Annotated in this window: 12 protein-coding genes and 2 tRNA genes; 7 read left to right on the top strand and 7 right to left on the bottom strand. The window is 67.6% G+C overall.

The genetic code is table 11. The features are described from left to right. Positions 1 to 227 precede the first annotated feature (227 nt). Complete coding sequence (locus EO081_RS02725; protein ID WP_129340396.1) at positions 228 to 3008, top strand: TonB-dependent receptor; 2781 nt, start codon at positions 228 to 230, stop codon at positions 3006 to 3008. Positions 3009 to 3056: 48 nt separating this feature from the next. Here EO081_RS02725 and EO081_RS02720 read toward each other — a convergent pair whose 3' ends face one another. Next, a complete protein-coding gene (locus tag EO081_RS02720) occupies positions 3057 to 3446 on the bottom strand; it encodes a glycine zipper 2TM domain-containing protein (RefSeq protein WP_375781639.1) in 390 nt (129 codons plus the stop codon). A gap of 598 nt (positions 3447 to 4044) precedes the next feature. Here EO081_RS02720 and EO081_RS02715 point away from each other — a divergent pair. After that, positions 4045 to 5046 (top strand): PQQ-dependent sugar dehydrogenase, encoded by a 1002-nt coding sequence (locus EO081_RS02715; protein ID WP_240697515.1) that lies wholly within the window; start codon positions 4045 to 4047, stop codon positions 5044 to 5046. A gap of 82 nt (positions 5047 to 5128) precedes the next feature. Here the strand turns inward: EO081_RS02715 and EO081_RS02710 are convergent. From EO081_RS02710 to lon, 3 genes are all read right to left on the bottom strand, one after another. After that, positions 5129 to 5203: transfer RNA gene (locus EO081_RS02710), tRNA-Val, on the bottom strand. Between the two features lie 89 nt (positions 5204 to 5292). Next, on the bottom strand, positions 5293 to 5565 hold the full coding sequence (locus EO081_RS02705) for an HU family DNA-binding protein (protein WP_125962450.1): 273 nt from the start codon (positions 5563 to 5565) through the stop codon (positions 5293 to 5295). A gap of 214 nt (positions 5566 to 5779) precedes the next feature. After that, positions 5780 to 8176, bottom strand: a complete 2397-nt coding sequence (gene lon / locus EO081_RS02700; protein ID WP_129340394.1) for an endopeptidase La — start codon at positions 8174 to 8176, stop codon at positions 5780 to 5782. 213 nt (positions 8177 to 8389) lie between these two features. Between lon and EO081_RS02695 the strand changes: the two genes are divergently transcribed. Continuing rightward, entirely contained in the window at positions 8390 to 10021 is a 1632-nt protein-coding gene (locus tag EO081_RS02695; RefSeq protein WP_240697514.1) for a M1 family metallopeptidase, read from the top strand. On the opposite strand, the gene EO081_RS02690 is transcribed toward EO081_RS02695, so the two are convergent. Continuing rightward, the gene (locus EO081_RS02690) at positions 9927 to 11999 is read right to left on the bottom strand and encodes a putative bifunctional diguanylate cyclase/phosphodiesterase (RefSeq protein ID WP_129340392.1); all 2073 of its coding nucleotides are present in this window, start codon (positions 11997 to 11999) and stop codon (positions 9927 to 9929) included. The genes EO081_RS02695 and EO081_RS02690 overlap by 95 nt on opposite strands. 82 nt (positions 12000 to 12081) lie before the next feature. Here EO081_RS02690 and moaA point away from each other — a divergent pair, with 82 nt between their 5' ends. From moaA to EO081_RS02670, 4 genes are all read left to right on the top strand, one after another. Then, positions 12082 to 13080: a GTP 3',8-cyclase MoaA gene (gene moaA / locus EO081_RS02685; protein ID WP_129340391.1), complete on the top strand. Its 999-nt coding sequence runs from the start codon at positions 12082 to 12084 to the stop codon at positions 13078 to 13080. Beyond that, complete coding sequence (locus EO081_RS02680) at positions 13077 to 13853, top strand: NAD kinase (protein ID WP_129340390.1); 777 nt, start codon at positions 13077 to 13079, stop codon at positions 13851 to 13853. The genes moaA and EO081_RS02680 overlap by 4 nt, the downstream gene beginning before the upstream one ends. Positions 13854 to 13976: 123 nt before the next feature. Then, positions 13977 to 14051, top strand: a tRNA-Asn gene (locus EO081_RS02675). A gap of 351 nt (positions 14052 to 14402) precedes the next feature. Beyond that, positions 14403 to 14990 (top strand): CC0125/CC1285 family lipoprotein, encoded by a 588-nt coding sequence (locus tag EO081_RS02670; RefSeq protein ID WP_240697513.1) that lies wholly within the window; start codon positions 14403 to 14405, stop codon positions 14988 to 14990. Positions 14991 to 15134: 144 nt separating this feature from the next. On the opposite strand, the gene secA is transcribed toward EO081_RS02670, so the two are convergent. Together secA and EO081_RS02660 are read right to left on the bottom strand one after the other, a co-directional pair. Next, positions 15135 to 17870, bottom strand: a complete 2736-nt coding sequence (gene secA, locus EO081_RS02665) for a preprotein translocase subunit SecA (RefSeq protein ID WP_129340389.1) — start codon at positions 17868 to 17870, stop codon at positions 15135 to 15137. Between the two features lie 117 nt (positions 17871 to 17987). Continuing rightward, complete coding sequence (locus EO081_RS02660) at positions 17988 to 18248, bottom strand: hypothetical protein (RefSeq protein WP_129340388.1); 261 nt, start codon at positions 18246 to 18248, stop codon at positions 17988 to 17990. Positions 18249 to 18275: the final 27 nt, after the last annotated feature.

Raw genomic sequence — 18275 nt, 5'->3', positions numbered from 1 at the left:
CGGCTGCGCGGTCTTGCCCGAGAGAGGCTCGTCACGGCGGCTTGCGGCAGCGCGTTCGCGCAGCAGCCGGAGAAACGGCTACCCGCTCCCATTTACGGGAGCTCGGCCAACGCTGTGATTTATTATAATACAAGTATGGTTGAACAGCTTGCCTGCGCGGCGTACAATGGGCGAACGAACCGGCGGAGTGTGCCTGACGATCACGCCGGGAGTTCAGGAGAGTATGCATGCGCAGGATTTCCGCGTTTTCCGCGTCCGTGATCGCCCTTGCCATTGCCGGACAGGCCCATGCCCAGGCAGCACAGGAAGGGACCACCCCACCCAACGCGCAGGATAACGCCGCCGCAGGCACTGCGCAGACGACCGCGGGCTCGCCCGCCGAAGCGCCCAATGCGGTCGCCGACGCAGGCGCTGCCGACAGCGGCTCCGAGATCGTCGTCACCGGTATCCGCGCCAGCCTCGCCCGCGCTGCCGAGATCAAGCGGAACGCTGCCCAGGTCGTGGACTCGATCGTCGCGCAGGACATTGGCAAGTTCCCCGACCCCACCACCGCCGCCGCGCTCCAGCGCGTTCCGGGCGTGCAGGTGACCGTCGGGGGCAACAACGAGATCCAGAACCCGCTGGTGCGCGGCCTCGGCGACATTCTGACGACGCTCGACGGGCGCGAGATCTTCACGGCGGAGGGCCGCACCTTCGCCTTCCAGGATCTGCCCGCCGAGGCGATCGCGCGACTGGACGTCTACAAGTCGAACACCGCCAACCTGATCGAAGGCGGCGTCGCCGGCACCATCGACCTGCGCCTCAACAAGCCGTTCAACTACACCGACCCGACGATCGCGATCAGCGGCAAGCTCAATTATCCGTCCAACGCCGAGAAGCTGGGCCCGCAGTTGAGCTTCCTCGCCACCGATCGCTGGGACACCGGCGTCGGCGAGATCGGCGCGCTGCTCAACGTTTCCTGGTACGACATGCCGTTCAACCGGCCGTACAACTACGTGGCGGAGCGCCGTGCCGGCAGCGGCAGCAGCGCCGGCATCCTGCTGCCGATTTCGACCGGCGGCCTCAACGAATATGGCCGCTACCAGCGCCCGCAGGCCAATGGCTCGATCCAGTGGCAGGCGACGCCTAGCCTCGAGATCTACATCGACGGCCTCTATTCGGCGTACCGCAGCAAGTTCTCGACCGGCTTCTACGAATACCGGCTCGGCACGGCGCAGAGCGTCTCCGACATCGTGCGCAGCGACAATTGCTTCACGGCAAACGTCGGCCCGGACGGCTTCAACCCGAACGCCACCACCAGCCCGACCGAGATCACGCAGCAGCAGCTCTGCGGCTTCACCTCCGCGACGTTCAACAACCTGGAGGCGTTCACCTCTACCCAGGCGCACAACAACCGCACCGACACCTGGCTTGCGGCAGGCGGCTTCCGCTTCGATCGCGACCGGCTGAAGGCGAACGTCGACGTCAGCTACGAGCGTTCGATCGTCAACAACGAGAACTTCATCGTCGACATCGGCAAGCGTGTGCCGGAGGCGACGCTTGCGCTCGTCAACGACGACCAGACCGCGACGATCACCGCGCCCGGCAACCCGATGGCGGATCCGACAGGCTTCACCTTCATCAACGCGCTCTTCCAGGACTATCTGCGCTCCAGCGGTGGACTTCTCGCCGTCAAGGGCGACGCGACGTACGAGGTCGACACGATCCTGAAGACGATCGAGGTCGGCGCGCGTTATGCTGATCGTAGCGCCCGCTTCCAGCAGGTGCAGCTTGGCGTCGCACCTCCGGGAGGCTCGTTTGCAACCCCGATCGCTGCGATCGACCTGCCGTTGGAGCGCGGTCCGGGCATTCCGCAGATCAACAACGGAGCACCCTTTCTGCTCCCTTCCCGCGACTATCTGCTGTCGAATTCCGGTCAGGCCACGATCCGGAACTTCTTCGGCGCGCCGGATGGTCAGCCGGCCTTCGACCCGACCCGTGAATTCAACGTCGGGGAAAAGAGCTACGCCGGCTATGTTCAGGCCGGCTACGAGGTGCCGTTCGGCAGCGGGCCGGTGGTCCTCGACGGCAAGCTCGGCGTCCGATACACGCGCACCGACCGGGATATCACCGGCACCGGCGTGGTCAGCGGCTCGCCGGTGACGACCACGAGCTCCAACAGCGACACCGACTGGCTGCCGAATGCCAGCGCACGACTCCAGCTCGGCGGCGGCCTCCAGCTCCGCGCGACCTATGCGCGCACGCTTGCCCGACCCGGTTTTGGCTCGCTCAACCCGGGGCTGAACTACATCGTCTCGACCAACCCCAACATCCGCAACAGTGGCTCCGGAGGCAATCCCGACCTGCGCCCGCAGAAGTCGGACAGCTTCGACGCCACGCTCGAATATTACTGGAACGACGGCTATTTCGCGATCGCCGGCTACTACCGCGACATCAGCGATCGCGTCGTCAATGGCGTGACGGCGGAGGAAATCGACGGGATCGTCTACAACATCTCGCGCCCGCGCAACGTCGGCAGCGCCAAGCTGAAGGGCATCGAGGTCAGCGCTCAGACCTTCTTCTCGTTCCTGCCCGGCGACCTCGCGGGTTTCGGCGTCTTCGGCAACTTCACCCTCGCCGACTCCAAGATCGGGGGCGAGGACGCGCTGGCCGGCTACAGCCTGCAGGGCGTATCGAAGTACAACTTCAATGCCGGGCTTCTCTATGACCGCAGCGGCATCTCGGCTCGCCTGGTCTACACCTACCGCTCGAAGTATTTCGACGAGGATCGCACGGGTGCCGGCGATGTGCGGCCGGTGGGTACGGACACCTGGCTGAATTACGTGCGCCCCAACGGCCGCCTCGACTTCAGCCTGGGCTATGACGTCAACGAGCATGTGACGCTGACCGTCGAGGGCAGCAACATCCTGCGCTCGCGCTATCGCAGCTACATCGACCAGGATTACCTGTGGCGCGACACGCGTACCGACGACAGCGTCTATGCGGTAGGCGTGCGCACGCGCTTCTGATGGCGTGAGGTCCGGCGTGCAACTTGATCGCGCGCCGGACCTCCGGGCCTAGTTACATTCGACGCTGTTGCGGTCGATCGCGCGGCCACCCAGCGCACCGGCGCCGGCACCCAGGATCGTGCCGAGCGTCTTGGAGCCACCGGGCGCGATGATGTTGCCCAGCACGCCGCCCGCAAGGCCGCCGATGATGGTTCCCTCGGTGCCGTCGTCGCGCTTGCAGTAGTAGCGGCCGTCCTGGCCCCGATAGATCCGGTCGTTTTCGGACAGGCGCCGCCTGCGCTCGCCCTCGCGGCGGCGATCATCCCCGCGTCGGTAGCCGGGCTGCCCATAGCCGTTCTGGCTATTGTAGCCGGGGCGGCCATAATCGTCGCCCATGCAGGCGCCCAGCGGCAATGCGCAGGCCATGCCCACGGCGATCTTCAAGAGGGTGGTGTTCAACGATAAAGCTCCCTTATCTAGCGGGAAGTGCCAAGGCGCGTGAGGGCCCGGATCGAGGTCCGCAACGCGTCTTCGTGGCTAACCCCCGCCCCCGGCTTTGGTTCATTGCAAAACGACGAGCCGGACCGAGGTCGCGTCGCCCGGCCGCGGCTGGCATCGCCTGCTCGCGCAGACTCGTGCGGGTCTGCCGCCCGTCGGGGATCGCCCCGGGATCCGGGGAAAGCAAAACGCCGCCCATCTCCGGAACCCCGATCCCGATCGCCCTTGCGGGGAAGAATAGCCGGGGGCGTCACCGGGCGAAGAGGCCGGAGAACATGAAATTGTTCGGCGACAACAAGATACCGGAGAGTTCCCGTTGCATCCGGACGCGAGAGGTGCGCTAATCCACTCGGGTGGGCGGGCACGGATGGAGCAGCACAGGATGCGGGCAAGTTCGTTTCTGTCGGCCTTCTTGGCGGTGAGCCTGGCAGCGTGCGGTGGCGATGACGGCGGCGAGAGCAGTTCGCCGCCGCCGACCACGACGCCGACACCGTCGCCGACTCCCACGCCCACCCCCTCCCCGTCGCCTGAACCGGTGGCGGCGGTGGATCAACGGGTGGTGGCCACCTTCGACAACCCGTGGGCGATGGTGTTCCTTCCGGACGGTCGCATGCTCGTGACGGAGAAGCCCGGTCGCCTGCAACTCGTCACCCGGTCCGGTGCCAAGACCGTGGTCGGGAACGTGCCCTCCGTGCGATATGCCGGTCAGCTGGGCTTGCAGGACGTCGCGCTCGACCCCGGATTCGCTTCGAACAACCGCATCTGGATCACCTATGCGGAGCCCGCTTCAGGCGGCGAACGGCTCGCGGTGGCGCGTGCGACACTCACTCTCACGGGCACGGCGCGCCTCGATGATCTCGTGGTAGTCTGGCGCGCCACCCCGACGACGACGGGCGGGCAGCTCGGCGGGCGGCTCGCCTTCGCGCCGGATGGCCGATACCTGTTCGTCAGCACCGGCGAGCGCCAGCAGGGGGCGCCCGCACAGAACATGGCGGGGACCCTTGGCAAGATCGTCCGGATCACCCTTGACGGTGCCCCGGCCGCCGGAAATCCCTTCGCATCCACAGCCGGCGCCCGGCCCGAGATCTGGAGCCTGGGCCACCGTAATCCCTATGGGCTCGTCTTCGCAGCGGACGGACGACTGTTCGAATCCGAGATGGGCCCTGCCGGCGGGGACGAGTTCAACCTGATCGTCGCGGGCAGCAACTATGGCTGGCCGCGGGTGTCCGAAGGGGACAATTACGACGGGACCTCGATCCCCAGGCACGCGACGAACAGCGCCTACATGGCCCCGCTGGTCAGCTGGTCGCCGGTGATCGCACCGGGCGGGATGATCCAATATCGTGGCTCGGCCTTCACCGGCTGGACGGGCGACTTCCTCCTCGCCGGTCTGGTGCAGCAGGGCCTGGTGCGCGTCCGCGTCACCGGCGACCGGGCGCGCGAAGTGGCCCGGATCGGCCTGGGCACCCGCACCCGCGAGGTGGAGGAAGGGCCCGGCGGATTGCTCTGGGTTCTGCGCGATGGCGATGACGGCGCGCTGGTCGAGCTCACCCCGCGATAGAAGGGCCTCGGCCCCATAAACCGCAAAGCCGCCCGGTCTCTTCAGCAAGATGCTGAAGCGGCCGGACGGCGAGGGTTCGATATGGTGGGCGCGGCTGGGATTGAACCAGCGACCCCTGCGGTGTGAACACAGTGCTCTACCACTGAGCTACGCGCCCGTGCGCCTTGCGGCGAAACCGGGAAGCGGGCCTTTAGGCGGTGGAAACCGGGCTGTCCAGCCCCTTCACCCAAAAACCCGCAGGATCGATCAGTTGACCGAATCCTTCAGGCCCTTGCCCGCCTTGAACTTGGGCTGCGAGGACGCCTTGATCGTCATCGGCTCGCCGGTGCGCGGGTTGCGGCCGGTCGATGCCTTGCGCTTGCTGACCGAGAAGGTGCCGAAACCCACCAGACGCACCTCGTCGCCCTTCTTCAGCGCGGCCGAGATCGACTCGAACACCGCCTCGACCGCCTTCGTCGCATCACCGCGGCCCAGCCCCGAAAGATCGGCGACCTGACCAATCAGCTCCTGCTTGTTCATTCGTTCTAACCCCTTTTTGTCGTTGGGGAGCAGGGCACGCGATCGGCCGATCCGCCCCCCCGGCAGCCGAGGCAGTTAATGCGCCTCTCCTCGGCCCTGTCAAAGCAATTCGCCCGCACCCTGTCCCAGAGATGCGCCAGCCAGCCGCACCGGCGCGACCGTGCGGGGGGCGGTTGCGCCGCCCCCCGCACGGCTCACGGCCGCAGCTCGGCGATCAGTGGTGGCGTACCTCGCCGATGCCCGGAACCGCGGCCGGCGGCTGCACCGCCAGTTCGTCGGCATCGGTCCAGTCGATCGCCTCCAGCGGACCGGTGAGCGCCAGGCGCAGCACCTCGTCGACGTGGCTGACGGGCACGATCTCCAGCCCCTCGCGGATGTTCGCGGGGATGTCGGCCAGGTCCTTCTCGTTCTCCTGCGGGATCAGAACGGTGGTGATGCCGCCGCGCATCGCCGCGAGCAGCTTTTCCTTGAGCCCACCGATCGGCAGCACGCGGCCGCGCAGTGTCACCTCGCCGGTCATCGCCACCTCGCGCCGCACCGGAACCCCGGTCAGCGTCGAGACGATCGAGGTGACCAAGCCGATACCCGCCGACGGGCCGTCCTTGGGCACCGCGCCCTCGGGCAGGTGGACATGGACGTCCTTGCGGTGGAACAGGCTGGGCTTGATGCCATAGGTCGGGGCGCGGGCCTTGACGAAGCTCATCGCCGCCTCGACCGATTCCTTCATCACGTCGCCCAGCTTGCCGGTCGTCTTGATCGCGCCCTTGCCGGGAACGGTCACGGATTCGATCGTAAGCAGCTCGCCGCCGACCTCGGTCCAGGCGAGGCCGGTGACGGCACCGATCTGGTGCTCCTCCTCGCCAATACCAAAGCGATACTTCCGAACGCCCGCGAATTCGTGGAGGTTCTCGGGCGTGACGGTCACGCTCTCGGCCTTGCCTTCCAAGATGCGGCGCAGCGCCTTGCGCGCGAGCTTCGCAACCTCGCGCTCCAGCGTGCGGACTCCCGCCTCGCGGGTATAGTAGCGGATCAGGTCGCGCAGGCCCTCGTTGGTGAGCGCGAACTCGCCTTCCTTAAGCCCGTGCGCGTCGACCTGCTTGGCGATCAGGTGGCGCTCGGCGATCTCGACCTTCTCGTCCTCGGTATAGCCCTCCAGCCGGATGATCTCCATGCGGTCGAGCAGCGGCTGCGGCAGGTTGAGCGTGTTGGCCGTGCACACGAACATCACGTCCGAAAGATCGACGTCGATCTCCAGATAATGGTCGTTGAACTTGGCGTTCTGCTCCGGATCGAGCACTTCCAGCAGCGCCGAGGCGGGATCGCCGCGGAAATCCTGGCCGAGCTTGTCGATCTCGTCGAGCAGGAACAGCGGGTTGCTCGCCCCCGCCTTGCGCAGGTTGGTGACGATCTTGCCCGGCAGCGAGCCGATATAGGTGCGCCGGTGGCCGCGGATCTCGGCCTCATCGCGCACGCCGCCCAGCGACTGACGGATGAACTCGCGCCCCGTCGCCTTGGCGATGCTCTTGCCGAGCGAGGTCTTGCCCACACCCGGCGGGCCGACGAGGCACAGGATCGGCCCCTTGAGCTTGTTGGTGCGCGCCTGGACCGCGAGATACTCGACGATCCGGTCTTTCACCTTCTCCAGCGCATAATGGTCCTGGTCGAGCACGGCCTGTGCGGTCGGCAGGTCCTTCTTGAGCTTGGAACGCTTGCCCCACGGCAGGCCCAACAGCACGTCGAGATAGTTGCGCACGACCGTCGCCTCGGCCGACATCGGCGCCATCGTCTTGAGCTTCTTGAGCTCGGCGGTCGCCTTGGTGCGCGCTTCCTTCGACAGCTTGAGCGTCGCGATCTTCTGGGTTAGCTCGGCGACCTCGTCGCCCTCGCCTTCCTCGCCCTCGTTGCCGAGCTCGCGCTGGATCGCCTTCAACTGCTCGTTGAGGTAATACTCGCGCTGGGTCTTCTCCATCTGCCGCTTCACGCGGCTGCGGATCTTCTTCTCGACCTGGAGCACGCCCAGCTCGCCTTCCATGAAGGCGAACACCATCTCCAGCCGCTTGACCGGATCGCCCTCGACCAGGAGCGACTGCTTGTCGGCGACCTTCACGGCGATGTTGCCGGCGACCGCATCGGCGAGGCGCGACGCGTCCTCCAGCTCGCCGAGCTGGCCCGCTGTTTCCGCCGGCAGCTTGCGGTTGAGCTTGGCATAGTTCTCGAACTGGTCGACGACCGAGCGCATCAGCGCCTGGACTTCGGTCCCCTCGGCGACGGCACCCTCCACGGGGACGACATTGGCAGTCAGGAAGCTGCCGCTCTCGTCGAGCGTTTCCAGCGCCGCGCGTTCCTTGCCGGACACCAGCACGCGCACGGTGCCATCCGGCAGCTTGAGCAGCTGCAGAACCTCGGCGGTAACGCCCATGTCATAGAGGTCGTCGCGGCTGGGATCGTCCTCCGCAGGATCGAGCTGGGCGACCAGGAAGATCTCCTTGTCGGCCGCCATCGCCGCCTCCAGTGCCGCGACCGACTTGTCGCGGCCGACGAACAGCGGAACGATCATGTGCGGGAAGACGACGATGTCGCGCAGCGGCAGGACGGGATAGGACTTGTTCATGCAAACTCCGGCGGCGCCGCACGCCGGCGCCATTGGCTTGTATATGGGGATGTGGCGCGGCGGCATCAATCGCCGCTCGACCGCGAGCGCGCGTTCCGCTGGCTTGTGAGGCGCAGCCACGTCGGCCATGAAGGATCGATGTTCAAGATCGCCGCGCGGCTGCTCCCGCTTCTGCTCCCGCTCTCCGCGTCCGCCCAGCCAATCGAAAAAGGCATGCCGCCCATCAGTGCGCAGACCCAGCGGTCGGGTGGCGCCCTGACCGCCGGGCGCGCCGCCCTGCGGCTGCATTCGGCTGATCTGGCCATCGAAGTGATCCCCACCCGTCAGCAGCTGTCCGGTGTCGCGACGCTGGAGTTGCGCACCCTGGCTCCGGTCCAGCAGCTGCGGATCGACCTCGATACCAACCTACCCGTTTCCAAGGTGGCGCTCGCCGGCGAGACGCTGCCGCGCGCGGCCTGGAGCCATGTCGACGGCGTGCTGACCGTGACGCCGGACAGCCCCGTTGCCGCCGGTGCAAGCCTGCCCCTGCGCATCACCTATGCGGGCACGCCGCACGTTGCGGTTCGCGCACCCTGGGACGATGGCTTCGTCTGGTCGCAGGCGCCGGACGGCTCCCACTGGGCGGCCACCACGGCACAGGGCTATGGCTGCGACCTGTTCTGGCCGTGCCTCGACTTCCCCCAGGGCGAGCCCGCCGTCGTCACGCTCCACATCACCGTGCCCAAGGGGCTGAAGGCGCCCTCGAACGGCGTGCTGCTCGGCGTCGACACGCTGTCGGACGGGCGGACGACCTGGAACTGGCGGGCAAGGGCGATCAACCCCTATGACGTCGCGCTGAACGTCGGCCCCTATGCCGAGCTATCCGGAAGCTACCGCAGCCGCTTCGGCAACAGCGTGCCGCTGCACTACTGGTACCTGCCCGGAAAGGAGCCGCAGGCGAAGCGGCTGTTCGCCGAGTTCGCGCCCACCCTCGATTTCTTCGAAACGCTGATCGGCCCCTTCCCGTTCGGCGCCGAGAAGCTGGGCGTGGTCGAGACGCCGCACATGGGCATGGAGCACCAGACCATCAACGCCTATGGCAACAATTATGCCCAGGCGCCCGAGGGCTTCGACTGGCTGTTCCAGCACGAACTGAGCCACGAATGGTTCGGCAACCAGATGACCGCGGCCGACTGGGACGACTTCTGGCTGCACGAGGGCTTCGGCCAGTACATGCAGCCGCTCTACGGCCGCTGGCGCGAGGGCGAGGCCCGCTATGCCGCGATGATGGCGCAGCAGCGCCTGCGCATCTTCAACAAGGCGCCGCTGGTTTCCGGGACTTCGCGCACCAGCGAGGAAGTCTATGAGGACGGCAAGGGCGGCCCGGGCGGCGACATCTACTTCAAGGGCGCGTGGGTGCTCCACACCTTGCGCAACCTGATCGGCGATGCCGCCTTTTTCGACGCCACCCGCCGGCTGGTCTATGGACGGCCGGACCCGCGCCCGGGCAACTTCGAGCCACGCTTCGCCACCACCACCGAGTTCGAAAGGCTGGCGGCACAGGCGGCCGGACGCGACCTCGACTGGTTCTTCGGCATCTATCTGCACGAGGCGGCACTGCCCGAGCTGGTCGAGACGCGCGACGGGGACCAGTTGCACCTGCGCTGGAAGACGCCGAACGACCGCCCCTTCCCCATGCCGGTCGAGGTGCAGGTGGGCGAACGTCTGGAGACCCTTGCCATGACCGGCAATCAGGGGAGCCTGACCGTCCCTACCGGGACCCATGTGGTCCTCGATCCGATGGCGCGGATCCTGCGCCGGTCGGAAGCCGTGGAGCGGTATCAGGCGCAGCAGGCGGCGAAGTAGCGACTGAGGAGGCGCCGACCAGCGCCTCCAGCGCCGGCAGGGCGAGCGGCTCGGCACAGAGATAGCCCTGGAAGAACTGGCAGCCTTCCTTGGCAAGCAGGTCGAGCTGCTCCTCCGTCTCGACCCCTTCGGCGACGACCGCGAGACCGAGCGACCGCGCCATGTCGATCACCCCGCGCACCACCACCCGGTCGCGCGGCGATCCGGTGATGTCCTGGGTCAGGCTCTTGTCGATCTTGAGATAGTCGAGCGGCAGCGCCTTCAGATACGCAAGGCTCGAATAGCCCGTCCCGAAATCGTCGATCGCCACGCGGCATCCGCCGGTACGCAGTTCGGCGAGCAGGCCGGACGCCTCCCCCAGATCCTCGATCAGCCCGCTTTCCGTGATCTCCACCGTCAGCCGCCTGCGCGGAAAGCCGCTCGCGTCGACGCGCTCGAGCAGCCGGTCGGCAAAGCCGGGATGCGCCACATCCTCCGCCGTCACGTTGATCGACAGGCGCAGACGCGCGAGGCTGTCCGGCCAGGATGCGGCACGGCGCAGGGCGCAACGCTGGACATGCTCCGAAAGCGCGACGATGCGGCCGGCGCGCTCCGCTGCCCCGAACAGCGCCTCCGCGCCGATCTCGCCCCGCGTGGGATGCCGCCAGCGCGCGAGCGCCTCCACGCCCACGATGCGGCCGCCACCGATCGCCACCTGCGGCTGGAACAGGATCTCCACCTCGTCCCGCTCGATCGCCTGCGGGATATCGAGCGCGAGGCCGTCGAGCTCCTCGCGCCGCCGCCGATCGCCCTCCGCGGCGTCGACCGCGAACCGCGCCCTCTGGAGCAGTTGGGCCGCGGTCTCGCCGGGCACGCTCGTCACGTGGCCAATCCGCGTGGAGAGCCGCGCAACCTGCTCGCCCGCGACGAACGGGCGTGCCAGCGCATGCCGGACGGCGGTATCGGCCCGCTGCAGCTGCGCTTCGCCGGCGCCGAACGCCCCGATCAGGAACTCGGCGCCTTCCGCGCGCGCGATCACCGCTCGCCGGCCGAGCGGTTCCCCGACCGCCGTCTCGATCCGGCGCAAGGCCGCGCGCAGCAGCCAGTCGCCTGCCTCACGCCCAAGGTCGCGGTTGATCGCTTCCACGCCGCCCAGCGCCACCAGCGACAGGGATACGGGGTGCCCCGCGCCGATACGCCCGTCGATCCAGGCGGTCGCACCGGCGAGGTCGCACACCTCCGGCCCGGCCGGCGCCGGGGCGCCGCCGTCCGCGACGAGGGGCTCCACCAGCGCGCGCATGCCGCCTCCCTGCAGATCGCGCTGCAGATGCACCACCATCCGGCCTCGCCCCGGGACGGTCTGCGCAAACGCGACCGCCGGACGCCCGCGGTCCAGGCTGCGGCGGGCATCGCGCACGCTCGCGCGCGCCGACCTCGGCAGTGCGGCCAGCAGGGCGCGGGTCGTCGGCGCAAGATCGAGATGGAGCATCGAGGCCAAGGCAGGCGAAAGGCGGTGGCGATCGCCCCCGCGGTCATAGGACCAGGCAAGCGCCCCACCGCCGCCATCCAGGTCCCGCCAGCCGCCGCCCAGGCGCTCGACGTGGCGAAAGGCGAAACGCACCGCCTGCGCCAGCTCGATTTCGGTCACGGGGCTCACCAGGAAGTGGGTGGCGCCTGCGGCGAGCACGTCGTCCAGGCGTGCCGCATCCCCTTTCGAAAGCAGGGCCAACAGCGCCCCCGGCGCATCGGCGACCGGCGTGGCGAGGTCCGCCAGCGCGGAAAGCCCGTCCTCCAGCGCCCCGCGCGCGTCGACCACCGCGACATGGGCGCCGCTGGTTCGAAACCGCTGTGCAGCACCATCCCTCCGCCGGGCGGCGATCACCTGCCACCCGGCCCTGGCGTACAGGTTCGACAATTCGTCGCGCTGCCGAAAGGAGAGAAGGAACAGCATCGGGTTCGCGATGCCCTGGCTCGTGCCCACTGCGCCCATCTGCCCCATGGGCGGACCCTAGCCGCCCGGCACGGGTTCGCCAATCCGCCGCGGCCTTGTCTCCTCTGAGGGGAAGCCCTAGCTCTTGGGGATGGCAAGCGCCTCCGCCCTGATCGATGCGCATGGCCGCACCATTCGCTACCTGCGCATCTCCGTGACGGATCGATGCGACCTGCGCTGCCGCTATTGCATGGCGGAGACGATGCAGTTCCTGCCGCGCGAACGCCTGATGAGCGCCGACGAGATCGCCAGCCTTGCGGAGTGCTTCATCGCGCGCGGCGTGCACAAGATCCGCCTTTCGGGCGGCGAGCCCCTGATGCGCGGCGACACGGTGGCTTTGGCGGAGCGGCTGGGAAGCCGGCTGGGCAATGGGCTGGACGAGCTCACCATGACGACCAACGCCACTCGGCTCGCGCGGCATGCCGGGGCATTGGCGGCAGCGGGGATCCGGCGCATCAACGTCAGCCTCGACAGCCGCGATCCCGACACCTTCCGGCACATCACCCGGACCGGCGACCTGGCGCGGGTGCTGGACGGGATCGAGGCGGCGCGCGCGGCCGGCATCGCCATCAAGATCAACATGGTGGCGCTCAAGGGCCTCAACGAACACGAGATCGCCCCGATGCTCGCCTGGTGCGGGGAGCAGGGCTTCGACCTCTCCCTTATCGAAACCATGCCGCTCGGCGTCATCGACGAGGATCGTACCGACCGGTTCCTGCCGCTACCTGGGGTGTTCGAGGCGCTTTCGTCGCGGTTCTCTCTCGTGCGGGATAGCTTCCGCACCGCCGGCCCCGCCCGCTACTGGCAGCTCACGGGCACCAGCACGCGGCTGGGCCTCATCTCCCCGCTGACCGCCAATTTCTGTGATGGGTGCAATCGCGTGCGACTGACGACCGAAGGATTGCTCTACCTCTGCCTGGGGCAGGATGCGCATGTGGATCTCCGCGCGGCGTTGCGCGACGGCGGTCCGCCCGCCGTCGACGCCGCGATCGAGGCTGCCATGGCGCGCAAGCCCGCCGCACACGACTTCCGGATCGCGCCCGGCGCGGCACCGGCCGTCGCCCGTCACATGAGCGTCACCGGCGGATGAGCGCGACGCTGCGCCGCGCGCTGCTCGCCTCCCCCACCCCGGCCGCGCAGGAGGCGGAGCGGGAACTGCGCGAACACTATGAGTGGGTCTCGCTGCACGAGGCCGAGCTGGTGGTCGCCCTCGGCGGCGACGGCTTCCTCCTCCAGGTGCTGCACCAGCTGCTGGAGCGTCGGCCCAATGTGCCCGTCTTCGGCATGAATCTCGGCACCGTCGGCTTCCTGATGAACGAGTGGCGCCTCGGCGGCCTCGACGAGCGGCTGGCGCGCGCAAAGCCGTTCAAGGTGTCGCCGCTCGAAATGCTGACGGAGACGATCTCGGGCGAGGTGCGCCGCCTCCCCGCCATCAACGAGGTGTCGCTGCTGCGCGAGACGCGCCAGGCCGCCAAGATCGAAGTCAGCGTGAACGACCGGGTGGTGATGCCCGAACTGGTCTGTGACGGCATCCTGGCGGCGACCCCCGCGGGCTCGACCGCCTACAACCTGTCCGCGAACGGCCCGATCCTGCCACTGGGCTCCGCGATGCTGGCGCTGACGCCGATCAGCCCGTTCCGGCCGCGTCGCTGGCGCGGCGCGATCCTGCCCGACCGTGCGCGCATCTCGCTCCGCGTCCTGGAGGCGGAGAAGCGGCCCGTGAGCGCGGTCGCCGATCAGCGCGAGGTGCGGGATGTCGCGCGCGTCCAGGTGGAGATCGACCGCATGCGCGACCTGACGCTGATGTTCGACCCCGAGCATGCGCTCGACGATCGAATCACGATGGAGCAGTTCATCGCCTGAGGCGCGGCGCATTCTCGCATATTCCCACGCCCGTTCAGGCACTTGGGCGAAAATCGGAAAAAAGCCGCGCAGGGCGCTTGCCAGATCCGAAAACCCGCTGCTATAGGCGCGCCTCCGAAGCGTTCCCCGGTAGCTCAGCGGTAGAGCAATCGACTGTTAATCGATCGGTCGCCTGTTCGAATCAGGCCCGGGGAGCCACTCTCTTCCAGACATCGCCGGATCGCCTCATGGGTTCTTCCGAACCGAGGCCTGGATACGCGCGCTTCCCTCTCCTGCGAGGCCCCTCTCGCGAAAGCTGCGATGCCCGCTCTGGAAAAGCCCGCGTGAGACGCCATATCCGGCGGGAGCCCGATGCCGGAAGCAGAGCACTAAGCCCCTGTGGTCCCGCGCTTTTTCCGGATCAGGCCAGCGTACGTTCAGCAACGGCTAAGCTACGAAGTTGCACAACTCATCGTAGCGGGTCAAAGAACCCAAACGCTCCGACGATCGTTCCTCAGGTTGTGCCGCCACCCCTTCGTCGGCGAAAAAACGCGGCAGTGGAGAAACTCGATGCTGTCATCCAGATTCGATCGCAAGCGTCTCGCCGGGTTCGGCACTGCGATCGTCGGCGCACTGGTGCTCGCCGCCTGCGCCACGCCTACTCCGTACCGGCCGGCCACCGGAAGCGGCTTTGCCCGCACCGGCTACTCCGACGAGCAGATCGAACCCAATCGCTTCCAGGTCAGCTTCGCGGGTAACACCCTTACCTCGCGTGAGACGGTCGAGCGCTACCTGCTGTTCCGGGCCGCGCAGCTGACGGTCGAGCGCGGCTTCGACCACTTCATCCTGGTCGATCGCGATACCGAACGCCGCACCCGCACCTATTCGACGCCGGATCCCTATTGGGGCGGCTATGGTGGCTTCGGCGCGTGGAGCCCCTACTGGCGCTTCCATGGTCCGCGCTACGGCTGGCGCGGCTGGGGCCCCTACGGCGATCCGTTCTTCAACAACGACATCCGCACCGTCGACAAGTACGAGGCGATGGCGGAGATCATCGTCGGTCGCGGGCCCAAGCCGGCGAACAACGTCCGCGCCTTTGACGCGCGTGCGGTGATCGAGAACCTGGGTCCGCGCGTGCAGATGCCGGAAACGCGCTAAGCACATTGCGCCAAGCAAAAGGGGTCGCTGCCCATCGGCAGCGACCCCTTTTTTGTGCGTCGGCGACTGCCGCCGACGCGGAGCCGCCCCCAGCAGGCGATCCCATCGGAGGTGGAGCCGACCGGCCCCACCCCCGGGCCGCCCTTACAGCTGGCCGTGGCAGTGCTTGTACTTGAGGCCCGAGCCGCACGGGCACGGCGCGTTGCGGCTCACGCGGCCGACCCACTCGGCCGGATCCTCGCCCAGCGCCTGTGCGTCGGGCTGGGGCATCTGCATCGGCGGCATGCGGGTGGTCAGGTACCCGCTGCCTGCATCCTGGTCCCAGGTGTCGTCGTCGCCGGTCAGCGGATCGAAGTGGCTGGTCAGAAAGTCCGGCAGCTCGGGCAGCGGCGGCGGTGCGAAGTTGAAGTTCGCCACCGCCAGCGTGCGGGTGACATCCTCGCGGATGCTGCCCAGCATGCGTTCGAACAGCGCGAACGCTTCCTGCTTATACTCGTTGATCGGCGTCTTCTGCGCATAGGCGCGCAGGTGGATCACCGCGCGCAGCGCGTCGAGCATCGCCAGATGCTCCTTCCAGTGGTGATCCAGGTTCTGGAGCAGGATCGACTTCTCGATCTGCGTCCAGGCGGTCGGCTCCAGCTCGGCTGCCTTCGCCTCGACCAGCTGGTCCGCAAGGGTGCGGATGCGCTCTTCCAGCGTCTCCGCCTCCAGCCCGTCCTCTTCTGCGATCCACTGCGCGACCGGCACGTCGACGCCCAGCACCTCGGCGGCCCGCTCGGTCAGGCCCGCCACGTCCCACTGTTCCGGATAGGAATTGGGCGGCACCGCCGCACCAACGATCGCATTGACCGTCTCGGCGCGCATGTCGGCAACCACGTCACCCACGGTCTCGGCATCCATGATGTCGGCGCGCTGCTCGTACACGACCTTGCGCTGGTCGTTCATCACGTTGTCGTACTCGACGACCTGCTTGCGCACGTCGTAGTTGCGCGCCTCGACCTTCTTCTGCGCGGTCTCGATCGCCTTCGACAGCCACTTGGAGCCGATCGCCTCGCCGTCGGCGATGTTGGACCGCATCATCTTGGCGAACAGCGTGTCCGGGCCGAAGATGCGCAGCAGGTCGTCGTCGAGGCTCAGGTAGAAGCGCGACAGGCCCGGATCGCCCTGGCGGCCCGAACGGCCGCGCAGCTGGTTGTCGATGCGGCGGCTCTCGTGGCGCTCGGTGCCGAGCACGAACAGGCCCCCGGCCGCGAGCACTGCCTGCTTCTCGGCCGCGATCTCCACGCGGATCTTCTCGGCCGCTGCCTCATACTCCGGCGTCCCGGCCTCCAACTCCGGATGCTCGTCGAGCATGCGGAACTCCAGGTTGCCGCCCAGCTGAATGTCGGTGCCGCGACCCGCCATGTTGGTGGCGATGGTCACTGCCCCCAGCCGGCCGGCCTGGGCGACGATGTGCGCTTCCATCTCGTGGTAGCGCGCGTTGAGCACCTTGTGCGGCACCTTCTCCTGGGTCAGGAACTCGGACAAGAGCTCCGACTTCTCGATGGAGACCGTGCCGACCAGCACCGGCTGGCCGCGCTCGGCATGCTCGCGGATCTTGCGCGCGATCGCCAGGAACTTGTCCTGGGTGGTCTTGTAGAACTCGTCCTCCTCGTCGATGCGCTGCACCGGCACGTTGGTCGGGATGGAGACGACGTTCATCTTGTAGATGTCGAAGAATTCGGCCGCTTCGGTCGCCGCGGTGCCGGTCATGCCCGACAGCTTGGGATACATGCGGAAATAGTTCTGGAAGGTAATCGAGGCGAGCGTCTGGTTCTCCGGCTCGATCGTCACGCCTTCCTTGGCCTCGGTCGCCTGGTGCAGACCGTCGGACCAGCGGCGACCGTCCATCATGCGGCCGGTGAACTCGTCGATGATGACGACCTTGCCGTCCTTCACCAGATAGTCGACGTCGCGGCGGAACATCATGTTCGCGCGCAGCGCCTGGTTCAGGTGGTGGACGACCTGGGTGTTCTCGAAGTCGTAGAGGTTCGCTCCCTGGAGCAGCCCGGCGGCCTCGAGCAGCCGCTCGGCCTTTTCGGTGCCGTCCTCGGTCAGGATGACGCTCTTCTGCTTCTCGTCCTTCTCGTAGTCGGCTTCCTCGAGCTGCTTCACGATGGCGTCGACGGACAGGTACAGGTCGGACTTGTCGTCCGTGGGCCCGGAGATGATCAGCGGGGTACGTGCTTCGTCGATCAGGATCGAGTCCACCTCGTCCACGATCGCGAAGGCGAACGGCCGCTGCACCATCGACTCGCGATCATACTTCATGTTGTCGCGCAGGTAGTCGAAGCCGAACTCGTTGTTCGTGCCGTAGGTGATGTCGGCGGCATAGGCCGCGCGACGCTCACCGTCCGACACGTTGGGGACGATCACGCCCGTGGTGAGCCCCAGGAACCCGTAGATCCGACCCATCTGCTCGGCGTCGCGGCGCGCGAGATAGTCGTTCACGGTGATGACGTGCACGCCCTCGCCCGGCAGCGCGTTGAGATAGGTGGCGAGCGTCGCCACCAGCGTCTTGCCCTCGCCCGTGCGCATCTCGGCGATCTCGCCGCGGTGGAGCACGATGCCGCCGATCATCTGCACGTCGAAGTGCCGCATGCCGAGCACGCGCTTCGATGCCTCGCGAACGGTCGCGAACGCCTCCGGAAGAAGCGCGTCGAGCTTCTCGCCGTTCGCCAGCCGCTCGCGGAAGCGGACGGTCTGCTGCGACAGCGCCTCGTCGTCCATCGCCTGGATGGTCGATTCGAAGCCGTTGATCTTGTTGACGATCGAACCCAGCGAATTGACGTAACGATCGTTGGAAGAACCGAAAAGGGACTTGGCAAGGCCGCCGAACATGGCTGTTCCTTCATGATGGGGAGCGGAGCCGCGCCCGGTGCGCGGCATCCCGAGAGGCGCGCCCGTCAGGCGCGGCGAAACTGGGGTGGAGGACGCCCGCACACGCGGGCGGCACGCTCACTCGAGTGCGCTGTCGACCCGGGAGCGGACATCGACGGGAGGTACGGCATAGGGTGCCGGCACCGGCGAGAAGCGGGCGCCGTCGAGCGCACCCACGGCGCGGCGGACGAGAGGCGCATGATCGGCAACATCGGTCGCCACCTCCGCCGCGATCTTGCCCGCGACCTGCTCGACCTGCCGCGCCTCCACCGGAGTCGCGCCGACCAGGGCCCCGGTGAGGCCGGTCAGCAGCGCGGAGAGGAACAGCAGGAGACGCAAGCGACGATCCATCGGCGAAGAGCTAGC

It is taken from the genome of Sphingomonas desiccabilis, assembly GCF_004135605.1.
GTDB classification, from domain to species: Bacteria; Pseudomonadota; Alphaproteobacteria; order Sphingomonadales; family Sphingomonadaceae; genus Sphingomonas; species Sphingomonas desiccabilis.
The sequence above is the reverse complement of the archived record's forward strand: the minus strand, read 5'-3'. Positions and strand labels throughout refer to the sequence as shown.